Source organism: Sphingopyxis sp. NJF-3 (assembly GCF_053514865.1).
Map to the genome: position 1 here is coordinate 2,616,574 of NZ_CM130726.1, position 14,915 is coordinate 2,631,488.

At 69.2% G+C, this 14,915-nt stretch carries 10 protein-coding genes; 6 read left to right on the plus strand and 4 right to left on the minus strand.

Annotated elements, in window-relative coordinates; all coding sequences use genetic code 11:
* Positions 1 to 20: 20 nt before the first annotated feature.
* Genes hutI through hutU form a run of 4 tightly spaced genes read left to right on the plus strand, consistent with a single transcriptional unit; the run spans position 21 to position 5,201 of the window.
* A complete protein-coding gene (hutI, locus tag ACOTSS_RS12650; RefSeq protein ID WP_448688492.1) occupies positions 21 to 1,232 on the plus strand; it encodes an imidazolonepropionase in 1,212 nt (403 codons plus the stop codon).
* Entirely contained in the window at positions 1,229 to 2,746 is a 1,518-nt protein-coding gene (gene hutH, locus ACOTSS_RS12655; RefSeq protein ID WP_448688493.1) for a histidine ammonia-lyase, read from the plus strand. Before hutI ends, hutH begins: the two co-directional genes overlap by 4 nt.
* Positions 2,743 to 3,546: an N-formylglutamate deformylase gene (gene hutG, locus ACOTSS_RS12660; protein WP_448688494.1), complete on the plus strand. Its 804-nt coding sequence runs from the start codon at positions 2,743 to 2,745 to the stop codon at positions 3,544 to 3,546. The genes hutH and hutG overlap by 4 nt, the downstream gene beginning before the upstream one ends.
* Positions 3,543 to 5,201, plus strand: a complete 1,659-nt coding sequence (gene hutU / locus ACOTSS_RS12665) for a urocanate hydratase (RefSeq protein ID WP_448688495.1) — start codon at positions 3,543 to 3,545, stop codon at positions 5,199 to 5,201. The genes hutG and hutU overlap by 4 nt, the downstream gene beginning before the upstream one ends.
* Here the strand turns inward: hutU and ACOTSS_RS12670 are convergent.
* From ACOTSS_RS12670 to asnB, 4 genes are all read right to left on the minus strand, one after another.
* On the minus strand, positions 5,191 to 6,213 hold the full coding sequence (locus tag ACOTSS_RS12670; RefSeq protein WP_448688496.1) for a formylglycine-generating enzyme family protein: 1,023 nt from the start codon (positions 6,211 to 6,213) through the stop codon (positions 5,191 to 5,193). The two genes, hutU and ACOTSS_RS12670, sit on opposite strands and share 11 nt — an antisense overlap.
* The gene (locus ACOTSS_RS12675) at positions 6,210 to 9,194 is read right to left on the minus strand and encodes a DUF2339 domain-containing protein (RefSeq protein ID WP_448688497.1); all 2,985 of its coding nucleotides are present in this window, start codon (positions 9,192 to 9,194) and stop codon (positions 6,210 to 6,212) included. Before ACOTSS_RS12675 ends, ACOTSS_RS12670 begins: the two co-directional genes overlap by 4 nt.
* Before the next feature lie 186 nt (positions 9,195 to 9,380).
* On the minus strand, positions 9,381 to 11,120 hold the full coding sequence (locus ACOTSS_RS12680; RefSeq protein ID WP_448691346.1) for a class I adenylate-forming enzyme family protein: 1,740 nt from the start codon (positions 11,118 to 11,120) through the stop codon (positions 9,381 to 9,383).
* A gap of 146 nt (positions 11,121 to 11,266) precedes the next feature.
* Complete coding sequence (gene asnB, locus ACOTSS_RS12685) at positions 11,267 to 13,270, minus strand: asparagine synthase (glutamine-hydrolyzing) (RefSeq protein ID WP_448688498.1); 2,004 nt, start codon at positions 13,268 to 13,270, stop codon at positions 11,267 to 11,269.
* An 80-nt stretch (positions 13,271 to 13,350) separates the two neighbouring features.
* Between asnB and ACOTSS_RS12690 the strand changes: the two genes are divergently transcribed.
* Together ACOTSS_RS12690 and ACOTSS_RS12695 are read left to right on the plus strand one after the other, a co-directional pair.
* Positions 13,351 to 14,559 (plus strand): glycosyltransferase family 4 protein, encoded by a 1,209-nt coding sequence (locus ACOTSS_RS12690; protein ID WP_448688499.1) that lies wholly within the window; start codon positions 13,351 to 13,353, stop codon positions 14,557 to 14,559.
* A 57-nt stretch (positions 14,560 to 14,616) separates the two neighbouring features.
* Positions 14,617 to 14,889 (plus strand): hypothetical protein, encoded by a 273-nt coding sequence (locus tag ACOTSS_RS12695; protein ID WP_448688500.1) that lies wholly within the window; start codon positions 14,617 to 14,619, stop codon positions 14,887 to 14,889.
* Positions 14,890 to 14,915 lie beyond the last annotated feature (26 nt).

Sequence of the window (14,915 nt, forward strand, 5' to 3'; positions counted from 1 at the left end):
TCATATTATGTCTAGACATAATGACGCATTCGGACGAGACTGTCCAGATGGACCAGTGCTGGACGAACGCCCGACTCGCGACCATGACCGGCGATGGCCTCGGCCTGATCGACGATGGCGTCGTCGCGGCGAAGGGCGGCCGCATCGTCTATGCCGGGCCCGCCGCGGGCGCGCCTTCGGGGGCCTCGCGGACCACCGATTGCGAGGGACGGCTGATCACCCCCGGGCTGATCGACTGCCACACCCATCTGGTCCACGCCGGCAGCCGCGCGAACGAATGGGCGATGCGGCTCGACGGCGCGAGCTATGAGGAGATCGCGCGCGCGGGCGGCGGCATCGTCTCGACGATGCGCGCGACGCGCGCGGCGAGCGAGGCCGAGCTGGTCGAGACCGCCCTCTCCCGCCTCGACGCGCTGATCGCCGAGGGGGTGACGACGATCGAGATCAAATCGGGCTATGGTCTCGACACCGCGAATGAGCTCAAGATGCTCCGCGCGGCGCGCGCGCTCGCCGCTGAGCGCCGCATTCGCGTCGAACCGACCTTCCTCGGCGCCCACGCGCTGCCCCCCGAATATCAAGGCGACAGCGGCGCCTATATCGACCTCGTCGTGCGCGAAATGATCCCCGCCGCCGCCCCGCTCGCGAGCGCGGTCGACGCTTTTTGCGAGGGCATCGGCTTCTCGCCCGTGCAATGCGAACGGGTGTTCGCGGCGGCCGAAGCGCACGGTCTCGCGGTCAAGCTCCACGCCGAGCAATTGTCGGCGCTCCACGGCAGCGCGCTCGCCGCGCGGCGTGGCGCGCTGTCGGCCGACCATCTCGAACATGCGACCGACGACGACGTCCGCGCGATGGCGGCGGCGGGAACGGTCGCGGTGCTGCTGCCCGGCGCCTATTATTTCATGCGCGAGACGAAACTGCCGCCGGTCGAGGCGATGCGACGCCACGGCGCGCGGATCGCGATCGCGACCGACTGCAACCCCGGCACCTCGCCGACGACCTCGCTGCTCCTGATGCTCAACATGAGCGCGACCCTGTTCGGGCTGACGGTGGCCGAGGCGCTGCGCGCGGTCACGGTCCACGCCGCCGCCGCGCTCGGCCTCTCGGCCGAGATCGGGACGCTCGAAGCCGGCAAGGCGTGCGACCTCGCGATCTGGAACGCCGAGGGTCCCGCCGAGCTCGTCTACCGCATCGGCTTCAACCCGCTTCATCAACGCATCAAGGACGGACAATGATCATCGAGCCCGGGCATATGACGATCGCCGGCTGGCGCGACCTGCGCGACGGGACGCCCGCGACGCTCGACCCCGCGACCGCGCCGCGGATCGCCGAAAGCGCCGCCGCGGTGACCCGCATCCTCGCGCAGCACACGCCCGTCTATGGCATCAACACCGGCTTCGGGAAGCTGGCGAGCGTGCGGATCGACGATGCCGACCTGACCGCGCTCCAGCGCAATATCGTGCTGAGCCACGCCGCGGGCGTCGGCGAACCGATGCCGGTTCCCATCGCGCGGCTGATGATGGGACTGAAGCTCGCGAGCCTTGCGCGCGGCGCCTCGGGCGTTCGGCCCGCGACGGTCGCGCTGCTCGAGGCGATGCTGCACCGGGATCTCGTTCCCGTCGTCCCGGCGCAGGGCTCGGTCGGCGCCTCGGGCGACCTCGCCCCGCTCGCGCACATGACCGCGGCGATGATCGGGGTCGGCGAGATCTTCGTGAAGGGCGAGCGCCGGCCCGCCGAAGCGGCGCTCGCCGCCGTGGGGCTCGCGCCCATCGAACTCGGCCCGAAGGAAGGGCTCGCGCTCCTCAACGGCACGCAATTCTCCTGCGCATACGCTCTCCACGCGCTGATCGAGGCCGAACGGCTCTACCGCAGCGCGCTCGTCACTGGCATCCTCTCGACCGAGGCCGCCAAAGGGTCCGACGCGCCCTTCGACGCGCGCATCCACGAATTGCGCGGCCACAAGGGCCAGATCGAGACCGCGGCGGCGCTGCGTGGGCTGATGGAGGGATCGGCGATCCGCGCCTCGCACCGCGTTGACGACCTTCGCGTTCAGGACCCCTATTGCCTGCGCTGCCAGCCGCAGGTGATGGGCGCGGTGCTCGACCTGCTGCGGCAGGCGGCGACCACGCTCGCGATCGAGGCCAATGGCGTGTCGGACAATCCGCTGATCTTCGCCGAAACCGATGAGGCGTTGTCGGGCGGCAATTTCCACGCCGAGCCCGTCGCCTTCGCCGCCGACATGATCGCGCTGACGCTGTGCGAGATCGGCAGCCTCGCCGAACGGCGCATCGCGATGCTCGTCGACCCGGCGCTATCGGGCCTCCCCGCCTTCCTGACCCCCGAGCCGGGGCTCAACTCGGGCTTCATGATCCCGCAGGTCACCGCTGCCGCGCTGGTGTCCGAGAACAAGCAGCGCGCGATGCCCGCGAGCGTCGATTCGATCCCGACCTCGGCCAATCAGGAGGATCATGTCAGCATGGCGGCGCACGGCGCGCGGCGCCTGGAGGCGATGGCGGCGAATGTCGACGCGATCCTCGGCATCGAGCTGCTCGCGGGCGCGCAGGGCTGCGACTTCCACGCCGGGCTCGCGTCGAGCGCGCCGATCGAGGCGGCGCGCGGCCGCCTGCGCGCCGCGGTACCGACGCTGCAGGGCGACCGCCATATGGCGCCCGACATGGAGGCCGCGATCGCGCTCGTCCGTTCGGGCGCGCTGATCGCCGCGCTCGACCTTCCCGGCGTCGCGCCATGAACTGGCTGACGGTCCGGCGCGGCACCGAGCCGCTGGTCGTCGCCTTTCCGCACGGCGGCACCGACCTTGGCGGGACGGGCGACCAGTTCGTCTCGCCCGCGCGCGCGCGGCTCGACACCGACTGGTGGATCGCCGACCTTTATGCCTTCGCCGCCGACATGGGCGCGACGCTGGTCGCGACCGACATCTCGCGCAGCGTCATCGACATGAACCGCGACCCGTCGGGCGCGTCGCTCTATCCGGGGCAGGCGACGACCGAGCTATGCCCGACGACGACCTTCGACGGCGCGCCTCTCTATCGCTTCGGCGAGCCCGACGAGGCCGAGATCACCCGGCGGCTTCACCAATATCACCGCCCGTATCACGAGGCGCTCTCGGCCGAACTCGCCCGCCTGCGGGACGCGCACGGCCGCGTCGTCCTCTATGACGCGCATTCGATCCGCAGCCGCGTGCCGCGCCTGTTCGACGGCGAACTGCCGCAGTTCAACATCGGCACCAACGGCGGCGCGACCTGCGCCGACGAGCTCGAGGCGGCGATCACCAACCTCTGCGCGGCGAGCGGCGAGAGCCATGTCGTCAACGGCCGCTTCAAGGGCGGCTGGACGACGCGCCATTACGGCCGTCCCGAAGCCGGTGTCCATGCGATCCAGATGGAGCTCGCGATGCGCGGCTACATGGCCGAACCGGAAACACTCTCCGAGGCCGATTGGCCGACCCCGATCGACCCCGATCCCCCGATCCGCCCCGTGCTGCGCCAGGCGATCGCCGCCGCGCTCGACTTTGCGAAAGGACGCCCATGACCCGCCTCGACAACCAGCGCCGCATCGCCGCGCCGACCGGCCCCGACCTCAACGCGAAGAGCTGGCTCACCGAGGCGCCGCTGCGCATGCTGATGAACAACCTCGACCCGCGCGTCGCCGAGGCGCCGCACGAGCTGGTCGTCTATGGCGGCATCGGCCGCGCGGCGCGCGACTGGGAGAGTTTCGACCGCATCGCCGAAGTGCTGAAGCGCCTCGAGGACGACGAGACGTTGCTCGTCCAGTCGGGCAAGCCGGTGGGGGTGTTCAGGACGCACCGCAACGCTCCGCGCGTGCTGCTCGCCAATTCCAACCTCGTCCCCAAATGGGCGACGTGGGAGCATTTCCACGAGCTCGATAAGAAGGGCCTGATGATGTACGGCCAGATGACCGCGGGCAGCTGGATCTACATCGGCAGCCAGGGCATCGTTCAGGGCACCTACGAAACCTTCGTCGAGGCGGGGCGCCAGCATTATGGCGGCGACCTTTCGGGCCGCTGGATCCTGACCGCCGGGCTCGGCGGCATGGGCGGCGCGCAGCCGCTCGCGGCGACGATGGCGGGCGCCTCGTGCCTCGCGATCGAATGCCAGCCGAGCCGGATCGCGATGCGGCTCGACACCGGCTATCTCGACGTCGAGGCGAAAAGCCTCGACGAAGCGCTGGCGATGGTGGGGCAAGCGAAGGAGCCGATCTCGGTCGGACTCTGCGCCAACGCCGCCGACGTCTATCCCGAACTCGTCCGCCGCGGGGTGCGCCCCGCTCTGGTCACCGACCAGACCTCCGCGCACGACCCGGTCAACGGCTATCTGCCGCAGGGCTGGAGCCTCGACCAATGGTTCGCCAAGCGCGAGAGCGACCCGCAGGCGGTCGACCGCGCGGCGCGCGCGTCGATGGCGGTGCACGTCCGCGCGATGCTCGATTTTTGGAAGGCCGGGGTGCCGACGGTCGATTACGGCAACAACATCCGCCAGGTCGCCTTCGACGAGGGGGTCGCCGACGCCTTCGCCTTCCCCGGCTTCGTCCCCGCCTATATCCGTCCGCTCTTCTGCCGCGGCGTCGGGCCCTTTCGCTGGGCGGCGCTGTCGGGCGACCCCGAGGACATCTATAAAACCGACGCCAAGGTGAAGGAACTGCTCCCCGACAATGCACACCTTCACCGCTGGCTCGACATGGCGCGCGAGCGCATCCACTTTCAGGGACTGCCCGCGCGCATCTGCTGGGTCGGGCTCGGCGACCGTCACCGGCTCGGCCTCGCGTTCAACGAGATGGTGGCATCGGGCGAGCTCAAGGCGCCCGTCGTGATCGGGCGCGACCATCTCGATTCAGGATCCGTCGCGAGTCCCAATCGCGAGACCGAGGCGATGCAGGACGGTAGCGACGCGGTCAGCGACTGGCCGCTCCTGAACGCGCTGCTCAACACCGCGAGCGGCGCGACCTGGGTATCGTTGCATCACGGCGGCGGGGTCGGCATGGGCTATTCGCAGCATAGCGGCATGGTGATCGTCGCCGACGGCAGCGACGAGGCGGCCGAGCGGCTCGGCCGCGTGCTGTGGAACGACCCCGCCACCGGGGTCATGCGCCACGCCGACGCCGGTTATGACGAGGCGATCGCCTGCGCGCGCGAACAGGAGCTCGACCTGCCCGCGATCACGGGGTGAGGTTCCGGGCCGGCGGCCGGTCGTAGACGAGGCGGAAGCCGACGTTGCTGGTGCCGAGGCCGGGATCGCGGCCCTGGCGCGAGGCCGGGCGGTAGCGCTGGCAATAATTGGGGGCGCAGAGATAGCTGCCGCCCTTCACGGTGCGCGACGGCATGCCGGGATTGAAGGGATCATAGGCGTGGTTTTCGTCGGGGCCCTTCGGATTGTCCCTGTCGTCGGGATCGTGGCCGGGGCGGAAGAAATCGGACGTCACCTCCCAGACATTGCCGACCATGTCGTAGAGGCCGTTGGCGTTCGGCCGGTAGCAGCCGACCGGGGCGACGCCCTTGAAGCCGTCGGTTTCGGCATTGTAATTGGGGAAGGCGCCCTGCCAGCTGTTCGCTTCGGCGGGCTGGACGTTGCGCGAGGGCTCGCCCGCGCTCGCGGCATATTCCCACTCGGCCTCGGTCGGGATGCGCCCGCCCGCCCATTTTGCATAAGCGACCATATCGTCCCAGGCGAGGTGGACGACGGGCTCGTTCGCGACGTCGTCGGGGCCGGCCGGGCCGTGGGGCTTCCTCCAGTTCGCGCCGGGGACATATTTCCACCAGTCGTTGTAATTGTTCGACGGGAAATCGGGCGGGGTGAAGACCGCCGATCCCGGTTTCAGCATGTCGGGCGGGATCTGGTCGGCGGGGACCTGGAACTGTTTGGGGTCGACCGGCTTTTCCGCGACGGTGACATAGCCCGTCGCCTTCACGAAGGCGGCGAACTGGCGGTTGGTGACCTCGTGCGGGTCGATCCAGAATGCGCCGACGGTGGTTTCCCGCACCGGCCCCTCCTCGGCGTAGACGTCGTCCTCGCCCATCGCGAAACTGCCGCCGGCGAGGTGAACCGGCGCGTCGCCGATCGCCGGGCAAGAACGCGGCGCGGCCGCGGCCTGCCGCTCCGCCGGCGCATCGCCGTCGCTGCACGCCGCAACGGTCGCCAGCAGCGCGGCACCAAGCACAGGGAACAGGGAGGAACGGATCACGGCTTTTCCTTCTGCGGCGACGCGGAACCCGCCAGCTGGCGGCTGTAGAGCCAGCCGATTCCGATCAGGCTGAAACCGAGCGCGACGAACGATCCGATGCGGAGCAGACCCTCGAGCCCCGAGGCGTCGAACAGGAACACCTTGCCCACCGCGCCGAGCATCAAGAGCAACGAGGCGATGCGCCAGTCGTGGCGCCCGGTGCGGATGCCCCAGAGCAGGAAGCCGATCGCGAGCGCGAGGATCAGCAGCGAGCGCAGGATATTCTCGGCCGGCGCGACCCCCGGCTCGACGAGCAGGCTGCCGTGGAAGAGCTGGCGCAGCGTCGCCCAGGCGAAGCCCGCGACGAGCAGCATCAGGACGATCTGGACCGCGCGCCCGAGCAGCGCGGGCGCCGCGGGGAACAACCGCCGCGCCAGGATCGCGCCGGTCCCGGCGAGCAGGAACAGCGGCGCGAGCAGATTGGCGATCGGCCAGCCGCCGACCGCCTGCTGCGCCCACAGCGGATTGTGGAGGAGGATACCGTAGACGAGCGCGTGGAGCGTGCCCGCGACGACGAGCGGCCGCGCGAGCGCGAGCCCGCCGCGCCGCATCGCGAGCCAGCCCGCGCCGATGAGCAGCGCCTCCCACACCAGCCGCTGCGCGATGCCGGTCGCGACGAAATCGCTGCCCGCAAGCGCCGCAAAGCCGAAGCGGTAGAGGCCGTGGACCGCGATGCCGCCGACGATCCCCGCGACGCCGAGCCCGGCGAGGAGAAGCCAGCGGGGCAGCGCGCCGCGGATGAACCACAGCGGCGCGCCGAACAGGAGAGCCGGGAGCAGCAGCCGCAGCAGCAGCCGGTCGACCGGGAGCATCGCGGCCTCGATCGGCATCGGCATCCCGGCGAGCGAGAGCAGCGCCGCCGACGACCAGGCGCCGATCGGCCATGCCGCCCAGCCCAGGCTGAGGGCGACGAAGCCAGCGGCCGCGGCATCGACGCGCGCCAGCGGGATGCGCCGCGCCGCGAGCAGCGCCGCCGCACCGCCGAGCGCGGGGATCAGCATCAGCCCGTCGGCAGGAACGATCTGGGCGAAAGCGCCATAGACGAGCAGCGCCGCGGCGAACTGGCCGAGGCGCCGGACGATCCGCCCTTCGGCGCGCAGCGCGAACAGCGCGGCAATCGCCGCGAGGCCCGCCCAGCGCAAGAAAGCTTGCCCTGTCACTCCGCCAGCCCCTTCGACAAGGCGCGGCAGTTCGGCGAGCGCCAGCGGCGGCGCGACGAGCGCGAGGATCGCGGCGCCGACGAAGCCCGCCGCGACGGGCTCGATCCGCCGGTCACCCGCCGCCTTGCCGAAGAAGAGCATCGCCGCCGCGACGAGACCGACGGCGAGCGGCGCCATCCAGCGCGGCAGGATGAGGAGGATCGCGAGCGCGAGCAGCGCGCCGGCGGTCGCGATCAGCCACGCGAAGCGGCCGTCGGCAGCGCGCGCCTCGACCCGCCAGCCGCGCGCGATCCCCGCCCCCGCCAGCGCCGCACCGCCGAGCGCGACGAGCGCCAGCACCGGGTCACCGATATCCCAGACCTGCCATTTGGTCAGCGGCGGCATCACGATCGCGATCGCGCACAGCTCGAGCACGCGCCGCAGCGCCCTGGGCTCGTCCCACAGCCGCGCGAGAAGCGGCAGCGCGTGGATCGCGGCGAGCGCCAAGGCGATCAGGCCGAACCAGAAGGGCGTCGCATCGGGCCACGCCGCGAGCAGCAGCACCGACAGCGCGGCGCTGATCGTCGGGACGATCGCGAAGCCGCGCTCGCGCCACGCGAGCCACTGCCCCGCAGCGGCGATCAACGCGAACAGGCCCCAATGGAGCGGCGCGAAGCCGCCATAGCCGACGAGCAGCGCGAGCTGCAGCGCGCCGACGATCGCCGACGCCGTGCGCAGCAGCGCCGCGCGCGGCCCGTCGAACGACAGCATCGGCACCGCGATCGCGAGCAGCAGAACGAAGCCGCCGATCGACAGCGACCCCAGCGCGTCGAGCGCGCGGTGGGTCAGCACCATCCACAGCCCCCAGCCCGCGCCGCCGACGAGCGCGGCGAGCGCGAGCCACGGCCAGCGCCGCATCCGCGCGACCCCGGCGAGCCCCGCGATGGTCAGCGCCAGATAGACGGCGATCAGCGGCACGTCGGGCGCGACCGCCCCGACCAGCGCCGGCGCGGCAAGGCCGCCCGCGAGGCCGAGCAGCGCGCTCGGCGGGCCGAAACGGAGCGACAGTCCGAGCGCCGAGGCGGTGACGAGCGCGAGCGCCGCGAAGGCGAGCAGCGGCCCGATGAGCTGATAGACGTTGGCGGCGACCATGATCGCCGCATAGAGCGTCGCGATACCCGCCCCCGCGAGCGCCTGCGGCACGCGCACGTCGCGCAGCCGCGCCTCGTTCCGCCACGCATATTCGGCGCCGCCGATCAGCGCGAGGCCGAAGAGCAGCCCGGTCACGATCTGCACCCCGGGGGTGAAGACGCGCGCGAAGAAGCCCGCGTCGATCGCGTAGCGGACGATCAGCACCCCGGCGATCGCGAGCGTGATCCCGCCGGCCCAGATCGGCAGCGTCTTGCCGAACAGATCCTCGAACCGCGACGCCATGCTGCGCGATGGCGCGGGTTTGGGTTGGGTTTCGACTTTGGACGGGCGCGGCGCGGCGGGCTCAATCCTGTCCGGTGGAGGAGCCCCGGGAGCCTCTTCGCGGATATCCTTCGCGACCGACGGCATCGGCACGCTCGCGGCGGCAGCTGCCTTGCGCACGGGCGCGGGCTCGGCGATCGGTTCGCGGGGTGCTTCAGGAAGCGGCGCCTCGCCGGCTTTCGGCGGCAGCAGGCCGGCGTGGCGCTGCAGAGCCCCGATCCGTTTCGCCGCTTCCTGCAACGTCGCCTCGGCGCGCTTCAGGCGGCTTCGCGCGTCCATCAACAGGACGAAGAGGATGATAAGCGCCAGAAACGCCAGAAATTCGAACACGCCGATCCCTTCAACTCCCGGCCGCTTTTATCAAGCGAGGGGATGAATCATACCCCGACTTCGTCATGCCGAACTTGTTTCAGCATCCATGGCCTGTGCTCTCGGTCAACGCCGTGTTTCATCAGCGGGCAGGCCATGGACCCTGAAAACAAGTTCAGGGTGACGAGACTAGCAAGGTCAGCTCGTCTAAGCCGCCATCTCCCGATCCGCGAACAGCGGCTTCAGATCCTTCTTCAGAATCTTGCCATTGGCGTTACGCGGCAGCGTCTCGGCGACGAAGCGGATCGCGACCGGCACCTTGAACGCCGCCAGCCGCGCGCGCACCCAGTCCTGCAGTTCGGCCTCGGTCGCGGTCATGCCGGGGGCGAGGTGGACGACCGCGGCGGGCTCCTCGCCCAGCGTCCGGTGCGGGATGCCGATGACCGCGCAGTCGGTCACCGCGGGATGCTCGTAGAGGACATTCTCGACCTCCGACGAATAGATATTTTCGCCGCCGCGCAGCACCATGTCCTTGGCGCGGTCGACGATATAAACAAAGCCCTCCTCGTCGAGCCGCGCGAGGTCGCCGGTGCGCACCCAGCCGTCGACGAAGGTTTCGGCGGTGGCTTGCGCCTTGTTCCAATAGCCCTTCACGATCATCGGCCCGCGCGCCCAAAGCTCGCCCACTGCGCCCGCCGGCAGCACGGTCACTCCGTCTTCGGCCCGGATCTCGAGGTCGGCGACCGCGACCGGCGGCCCGGCGCTGGTCGGGCGCGCGAGATAATCCTCGGCGCCGTGCGAGGTCACCGTCGCCATCGTCTCGGTCATCCCCCAGCCGTTGCCGGGGAGCGCGCCGAACTCTTCGTAGATGCGCTTCACCAGTTCGGGCGCCGAGGGCGCACCGCCATAGGCGATCGCTTCCAGCGAAGAGAGATCATATTTCGCGCGGTCGGGATGCTCGAGGAGCTGCCACGCGATCGTCGGGACGCCGCCGGTCACATTGACCTTCTCGCGCTCGATGATCTCCATCGCGCGCGCCGCATCCCATTTGCGCATGAAGATGGTGGTGTTGCCCGCCGCCATCGCCCCCATCAGCATCGCCGAACAGGCGGTGACGTGGAACATGGGGATGACGGTCAGCGTCGTGCGCGGCGCGGGTTCGGGCACCGGCTCGCCGCGGCGCAGGAAGCTGCGCGCCGCCGAAAAGCCGCCCGACAGGATGTTGGTCGCCATGTTGCGGTGCGTGCCCAGCGCGCCCTTGGGCTGGCCCGTCGTTCCGCTGGTGTAGAAGATCGCGGCGTCATCGTCGCTGGCGAGCTCGACGCGGGGACGGTCGCCGTCCGGGAGCCGGGCCCAGCCATGCGGCGTGCCGACGATATCCTCGAGCGCCGTCGTGCCCGCGATCGCCGCGCCGGCGCGCGCGACGATCAGCCGCTCGACGTCGGGCATCGCGCCCAGATGCTCACGGAGCCGCTCGTGGCGCTCGCCGTCGACGATCAGCAGCTTCGCCCCCGAATCCCGGATGCCATAGGCGAGCTCGCCGCCGGTCCACCAGGCATTGAGCGGCACCGCGATCGCGCCGATCGAGGTGATCGCGAAGAAGATCATCGGCCATTCGGGCAGGTTGCGCATCGCGAAGGCGACGCGGTCGCCCTTGCCCACTCCGAGGTCCTGCAGCGCCCGCGCAAGCGCGGCGGTGGCGCGATAGTTCGCCTCGAAGCTCACGCGCTCGTCGTCGAGGATGGTGAACAGCCGCTCGCCGTGGGTGCGCGACAGGTCGAGCAGGACGCCGAGGTCATGGGGCGCATTCTTCCAGACGCGGGTCGGGATACCGCCGATCTCCGCTATGTCCATCTCGAACCGCGCGCCGGGCGCGGTCAGCGCGGCAGTCGCGTCGGCGAGCGACATCTTCGGCCAGGCGGGGTCGAGCGGCACCACCGCGTCCATCATCTTGTCGTTCGCCACCAACCATCCTCTCCACAGTTCGCGTCCGCAGTCCCGGCTGCCGGACCCGCGCAAGGCTAGGATCGATTCGGACGCCGCACAAGGTGAGCGAAGCACCGCGGAGAAAATGCGAAGCCGCGGCGGCGCGGTCAGGCCACCATATCGGAAACGGGGTTGTCCGGCACCGTGCCCCTCGACCGGGACCATCCGGCGCCGGCGGCTCGCCATCCCTGGAACATCAGGATCGGCCAAAGCTGGTGCTGGAGGTTGCTGGTCCCCGACAAATGCCGCTGCCAAAGCGCCCGGACCGCGCGCCGGTCGAAATAATCGTCGATCGCATTGCTGGCATCGAACAGCAGCGCTTCGGCCCATGGCCGCAGCGGACCGCGCAGCCAGTCCTGGATGGGTACGCCGAAGCCCTGCTTGGGGCGCTCGATCAAATGGCGCGGAACATGGCGGTAGAGCAATTCGCGGAGCGGCCATTTGCTGGTGCCGTCGCGCAGCTTCATTTCGAGCGGCAGGCTCCAGGCAAAGCGGATGACGTCGACGTCCAGCATCGGCACGCGCGTTTCCAGCGAAACGGCCATTGCGGCGCGGTCGACCTTCGTCAGGATATCGCCGGGCAAATAATGGATGGCGTCCCTCGCCATCATCCGATCCGCGAGCGGCAGATGCGCGATCCTGGAAAGGTCGTGGCCTTCAAAACCGTCGCTCGCACCGCCGTCCGGCAAAAGGCGGGCGGTATCGCGATTCAGGCTGATCAGCGCCGAATAGAGCGCATCGCCATCCGGCGCCGAGATCGCCCCTGCCGTCTTGTGCAGCTTGTCGCCGACGCCCCGCATACGCTTCGCCAGCAGACGGCCCAAGGTGGCGTCCCATGTGCTGGGGGGAACCGAGCTTATCATGCCGCCCGCCATGCGGCGCAACATGCGCGGCACGCGCGCGATCCGCGGCCAGTTCCGTTGCGCATGGACATGGCGGTTATAGCCCGCGAACAATTCGTCGCCCCCATCGCCGGAAAGCGCCACCGAAACCTGTTCTCGCGCCATGCGCGCCACGAGATATGTGGGAATCTGCGATGAATCTGCGAACGGTTCGCTGTAGATTTCGGGCAGCGAGGGGATCACCGCCTGCGCATCGGCGGGCACGACGATCAATTGCTGGTGATCGGTGCCCAAATGCGCCGCAACCGCCCGCGCGTGCGGCGATTCGTCGTAGGCGCTTTCGGAAAAGCCAATCGAAAAGCTCTTGACCGGGCGGCTGCTGTGCGCCTGCAGCAGCGCGGTCACCGCGGACGAGTCCACCCCGCCCGACAGGAAGGTGCCAAGCGGCACGTCGGCCACCGACTGACGCGCGATCGCCGCACCCAGAAGCTTTTCGAGCTGATCGACCGCCTCCTCCGCATCACCGCGGAACCGCCTGCTTCCGGCCGCCTCGGCATATTCCCCTAGGCTGTCCCAATATGCCCGGGCCGCCTCCGTCCCTTCGCGGTCGATCACCAAGCGGCTGCCTGGCCGCAGTTTGGCGACGCCCCGATAGATTGAATGCGGGTCGGGAATATGCCCGTAACGCAGCAAGAGGGCCACTGCATCGGGATCGACCACCGGCCTGAAATTTGGATGCGCGTGCAACGCCGCCAGGTCCGACGCGAACATCAGCGTTCGCGCGTCGCCATGTCCGGTCCAACCATAATAGAGCGGCTTTTCGCCCATCCGGTCGCGCGCGAGCGACAGTTCGTCCCTCTGCCGATCCCATAGGGCAAAGGCGAACATGCCGTTCAGCGCGTCGAGCGTAGCATCGAGCCCCCATGCCGAGAGAGCGGCGAGCAGAACCTCGGTGTCCGAGTGCCCGCGCCATGCCGGCGCCTGTCCTGCGGCTTCGAGCCGGGTGCGAATATCCTCGAAATTATAGATTTCGCCATTGTAGGCGATCATATAGCGCCCATCGGCCGATTTCATCGGCTGCGCTCCGCCCGGCGACAGATCTATGATCGACAGACGGCGATGCCCGAGCGCGATGCCCTTTTCGGGATCGATCCAGATTCCGTCGGCATCGGGGCCGCGCCACCGAATTGCTCCCGTCATGGCCTGGACGATCGACGGCGCGTCCGCGCTCAGACCCGATGGACGCCAGAATCCCGCTATCCCGCACATTGCAGTCACCCCCCCGGCTGACAGTCAGAAGGGTCGTCTAGGCCAAAAAATTGAATTTGCCAGTCTTTTCGATATGGCTAATGGCCGTTCGCGCCTACCCGTCGGCAGGCTGGCGCGCCGAAACGGCGGATCTCGACATCATCGTCGCGCTGTGGTCGGTTTCGTTGGCATCGGAAGCGAAAGATGAGCCTGTGAAAACGATCCTCGCGCTGACGCGCTACGGCCCGATGGGAGCGAGCAGCCGGGTGCGCTTTGCGCTCTATGAAGATTTGCTTCGAGAGGGCGGCTACACTCTCACATCCTCTCCCTTCTTCGACGACGCCTATCTTCAAAACCTGTACGCAGGGGGCGGACGCCCCCTCCGCCACGTCGCCGGCGCCTTCGGACGGCGTCTCGCCGCGCTGCGCAAGGCGCGCAACTTCGATCTTCTGTGGATCGAGAAGGACCTTCTCCCCTTCGCGCCCGGTCTTTTTGAGCGGCTGGCCGGCCTTGCCGGCGTGCCCTATGTCGTCGATTTCGACGACGCCGTCTTCCACAATTATGATCAAAGCGGGAATCCCCTGATCCGGGGGCTGTTGTCGAACAAATTCGATCCGCTACTGAAAAGATCGGCCGCGATCACCGCCGGCAATCGCTATCTTGCCGACTATGCAAACAGCCACGGCGCCGCAAAGGTGATGATCCTGCCGACCGTGGTCGACACCGATCGATATGACGCGGCGGCGACGCCCCTCCCCGCCCGATCCTGTTCCGGAAAGTTCGTCATCGGCTGGATCGGGTCGCCCGCGACAGCGCGCCTGCTTCAGACCATCGTCCCGATATTGAACGCGGCATCGCGCTCGAGCCCCTTTTCGCTCCGCACGATCGGCATCGCCCCCTTGTCGGGCGCCGATTTCCCCATCGACAGCCAGCCTTGGACCGCGGATACCGAAGTCGCGCTGCTCAATGGAATCGACGTCGGCATCATGCCGCTTACCGATTCGCCGTTCGAGCGCGGCAAATGCGGGTACAAGCTGATCCAGTACATGGCGCTCGCCAAGCCGGTGATCGCGTCGAACGTCGGCGTGAACGGCGAGATCGTGACGCCCGAGGTGGGATACCTTGCGGAAAATGATCGCGATTGGATCGACGCGATCGGGCGGCTCGCGGCCGACCCGGAGCTTCGCACCATCATGGGGCGTGCGGGCCGCGAGCGGTGCGAGGCGCTCTATTCGCTTCGGGCCAACGCGCCGCGCCTCATCGCCTTGTTCGACGGCATCACGGCGGGCCGCGCGCGCGGAACGGATTGACCGCGTGCGGGAACCGGCGCGATAATCCGCCGTTACCTTTGACGAAAGGGTCCGACCATGCCGCCAGCCGTCCGCCGCTTCGCCCTGCCCGCCATTGCCGCGACGCTCGCCGCGGGCGCGGGCGTTTTCGCGCTATGGCGCAGGCGGCGGGGTGCGCAGCATAAAGGCCATGCCGCCGCCTTTTCGAACGCCGAAACCGATCCCGAGAATTTCGCTCAGACGCGCTCCGCCGGCCCCGATGCGATGCGCGACCCGGCGCGGCGGCTCTGGGACGACGTCGATCAGGCGAGCGACGAATCCTTCCCGGCGAGCGACCCGCCCGCCTATTGATCGAACGCGAAAAAGAAACGGCCGCC

Coding starts and splice junctions, on each gene's coding strand:
- ACOTSS_RS12690 (WP_448688499.1), top strand. CDS start 13,351: ATGGCCGTTCGCGCCTACCCGTCGGCAGGCTGGCGCGCCGAAACGGCG.
- hutH (WP_448688493.1), top strand. CDS start 1,229: ATGATCATCGAGCCCGGGCATATGACGATCGCCGGCTGGCGCGACCTG.
- ACOTSS_RS12695 (WP_448688500.1), top strand. CDS start 14,617: ATGCCGCCAGCCGTCCGCCGCTTCGCCCTGCCCGCCATTGCCGCGACG.
- hutG (WP_448688494.1), top strand. CDS start 2,743: ATGAACTGGCTGACGGTCCGGCGCGGCACCGAGCCGCTGGTCGTCGCC.
- hutI (WP_448688492.1), top strand. CDS start 21: ATGACGCATTCGGACGAGACTGTCCAGATGGACCAGTGCTGGACGAAC.
- ACOTSS_RS12680 (WP_448691346.1), bottom strand. CDS start 11,120: ATGGACGCGGTGGTGCCGCTCGACCCCGCCTGGCCGAAGATGTCGCTC.
- asnB (WP_448688498.1), bottom strand. CDS start 13,270: ATGTGCGGGATAGCGGGATTCTGGCGTCCATCGGGTCTGAGCGCGGAC.
- hutU (WP_448688495.1), top strand. CDS start 3,543: ATGACCCGCCTCGACAACCAGCGCCGCATCGCCGCGCCGACCGGCCCC.